This is a genomic window from Acidobacteriota bacterium, assembly GCA_003225175.1.
GTDB lineage: Bacteria > Acidobacteriota > Terriglobia > Terriglobales > Acidobacteriaceae > Gp1-AA112.
This window is the reverse complement of record QIBA01000159.1, coordinates 1-2,188: the sequence shown is the minus strand read 5'-3', so window position 1 is coordinate 2,188 and position 2,188 is coordinate 1. Positions and strand designations below refer to the sequence as shown.

Here is a 2,188-nt window from a genome sequence, read left to right as displayed (position 1 = left end):
GAAATACTTCTTCCCGTCCGGAGAAAAAACGATGGCGGAGTAAGCTTTCATTTGCGGCAGATCGCCGGGTTTTATTTTCATCAACACGTCATCATCCGCGCTCCAGCCTTTGAGACTGTTCGGCAGCGTTTCCTCATTCACCGGCCAGAGAGAGCGGCCTTTTTCATCCGCGCCAAGCTTGTCCAGGTCCGTTGCGCGACGCGACTCTACATATTTCTTCGCCGCACTCTCATCCGGAATCTCTGCCGCCGGCAGTTCGATAAAGGCGAAGAAATGGCCGGTGTTCCCGCTGGTGGGTCGCAGGTACAGCGCACCTTCCGATTCAGACTTTGCTGCCCAGCCATCCGGCACCTCAATTTTGAAGACCGGTTGCTCGTCCGGAAAATTAACCGTTTCCGCCCGCAACGGCGCGTTCGCGACCAAGATCGCGATGAGCACGCCGGCAAAACCGAAAGCCGATTTTCTCATGCCGCTATCATGGGGAAATCGCCCGCCGCTTGTCGAGCACTTCATCCCGAATCTCTTAATTCTTACTTTCCCCCCACGGCAGGTTCGCCGGCGCTCGCGGCCAGCAGCGCAAGAGAGCGGGAAGCTCATCGCGAGCAAACCAACCGAGTTCCCTGATTTCCGCCGCATCGGCCACTTGTGCCTAGGCGTCGCTCGGTTCACCGCGCATCCAAACAGTCAGGTAATGCTTGCCGGCGTCAGCCAGGACGTCGTTTGTGATCGCGACGAATTCGACGTTCGAGACGGTGATGCCGGTCTCCTCGAGTGTTTCGCGTGCTGCGCAAACTTCAGGCGACTCGCCAAGCGGCTCGCCCGTGTACACCTGAACAGCAGGGGCCGACACGCCGGCGGCCACCAATGTGCAGGCGACGACCACACGAAACATTATGGCGGAGGGATGCATCTAACGAGAACAAGATGAGCGACGGCGGACGAGGGCGCGCATCGCTCGGGGTGGAAGGATCGAAGTCATCTCAAATGTGAACGCAGAGCGGTCCCCCGTTCGCTCCATCGCATGGTTAGACTGTGCGTCATACTCGCAAAGTGCGTGGCATGACGAAACATAAAACGAGCAAGTTCACAACGGCCAATGTGATGCCGAACCCGATCTGGCAAGCGGCGACCTCGTGTAAATCCCCAATGGCTCTGTCGGCAGATTCGATGGCTGAGATAGCATGCAAAGCGCGAGGACGTAGATCCTCCAACGAAGAAGATGCTTCGATCTTGCTTCGCATGGCTGGGAAGTCCGGGGGGTGGAGATGGCCGATGACAAAGGCGCAAATAGCGAGCGCCGTGATGTAAAGAACATTGAGCGCAATGACGATGTAGAGGACGGTGCGCTTCGTCATAGGTCTAACGAGAAAGAGATGCGCCACGGCAGGGTGTCGTGACAAACACGCTGAACTTATTTCGCCATGGGCCGATGGCTTCATCGAATTGGTTCGATCGGGAGTGTTGAATCCCGCTCAATGCTTGCATGGACCTCCATGATCATTCTCGCCGGCCGCGTCGACGAACCAGGCCGACAATGTGCCAGTCGGATGATGAAGAGTGATAAGCCACTCGCGAGTGGCCTCCTCCCAACTAGCCGAAACAACGCGTTTCTTGCCGTATTCGGGTCGAGGAGCCGTGGTGCTCTAAGCTGCTCAATCCTCGCTGCAATGCGCTTGCTGGAGTAAGTGACAGAGCCAACGCTTTCGTCTGAAACGTCAAATCCTAGGCACAGCCCCCGATGCCGATCGGCGTAATGACTCCATTGGACAGGGTTGTGCCAATCTCGGCTGAAACACAGCAAACCTCGGGTCCGAGAAAGCTCATCCTTCATCTTTCGGAACGCGCGACGAACAGCAGAATCGGTTAGGGAGACCGCAAAAAGCTCGAATGGATCGTTGAGGTCCTTCAGTGTAGCAATCTTGAGGCGTTTCTTAACGAGGTCGTCCATGCCGAATTGTTCGTTGACGAAGTGATAGGCGCGCATGTGAAGGCCTAACGAGACGGAGCTGAGCGACCGCTGGCGAGAGCGAGCGCGGTCGCGAGCGAAAATGTTTTAATCATTGGAAATGTGAACGCCCGCCGGGCGGCGGTTCGCTCCAGCGTCTTGTTGGGCCTTATTCCTCATTGCGCGTCTGGCCAGCCGAAGTACAAAGACATCGCACGCCGAAAACACTGCGCATGAAAGCCA

At 56.8% G+C, this 2,188-nt stretch carries 4 protein-coding genes; all 4 read right to left on the bottom strand.

Features of this window, described 5'->3' with window-relative positions; genetic code table 11:
* Nucleotides 1-468, bottom strand: a 468-nt coding sequence (locus DMG62_24015) for a hypothetical protein (protein PYY20082.1), incomplete at its 3' end; no start/stop codon positions are given.
* A 181-nt stretch (nucleotides 469-649) separates the two neighbouring features.
* Nucleotides 650-910 (bottom strand): hypothetical protein, encoded by a 261-nt coding sequence (locus tag DMG62_24010; protein ID PYY20081.1) that lies wholly within the window; start codon nucleotides 908-910, stop codon nucleotides 650-652.
* Nucleotides 911-1,037: 127 nt separating this feature from the next.
* Nucleotides 1,038-1,355: a hypothetical protein gene (locus DMG62_24005; GenBank protein ID PYY20080.1), complete on the bottom strand. Its 318-nt coding sequence runs from the start codon at nucleotides 1,353-1,355 to the stop codon at nucleotides 1,038-1,040.
* 80 nt (nucleotides 1,356-1,435) lie between these two features.
* Nucleotides 1,436-1,984 (bottom strand): hypothetical protein, encoded by a 549-nt coding sequence (locus tag DMG62_24000; GenBank protein ID PYY20079.1) that lies wholly within the window; start codon nucleotides 1,982-1,984, stop codon nucleotides 1,436-1,438.
* Between the last annotated feature and the right edge of the window lie 204 nt (nucleotides 1,985-2,188).